Origin of the sequence: Escherichia sp. AM3, from assembly GCF_032029835.1 — a bacterium.
Classification (GTDB): domain Bacteria; phylum Pseudomonadota; class Gammaproteobacteria; order Enterobacterales; family Enterobacteriaceae; genus Escherichia; species Escherichia coli.
On sequence record NZ_JAVUPQ010000873.1, the window covers coordinates 1 to 287 of the forward strand.

Annotated in this window: 1 protein-coding gene; it reads right to left on the reverse strand. The window is 55.7% G+C overall.

Features of this window, described 5'->3' with window-relative positions; all coding sequences use genetic code 11:
* Positions 1-107: 107 nt before the first annotated feature.
* A partial coding sequence (gene yacG, locus RTW80_RS28810; RefSeq protein ID WP_312721522.1) for a DNA gyrase inhibitor YacG occupies positions 108-287 on the reverse strand: 180 nt, incomplete at its 5' end.

Below are 287 nucleotides of genomic sequence, written 5' to 3' on the forward strand. Positions count from 1 at the left end.
TCACGCGAGTGATGCCGAAAAATTTCCTCCGGCAAATGCGCCCGTCATATCCCGGCTAACGGGCAACCTGTAGGCCTGCTAAGCGAAGCGCCAGCAGGCTTCAAAGGTTACTGCTGGTTTTCGCTCCAGTCATCGCTATCCGAGAGATCGCCTTCGCTCGGAATGCGCTTCTCTTCCGCCGCCCATTCACCCAGGTCTATAAGCTGACAGCGCTTACAGCAGAATGGGCGAAATGGACTCACTTCTCCCCAGACGACAGTTTTCCCACAGGTTGGGCAGTTTACGGT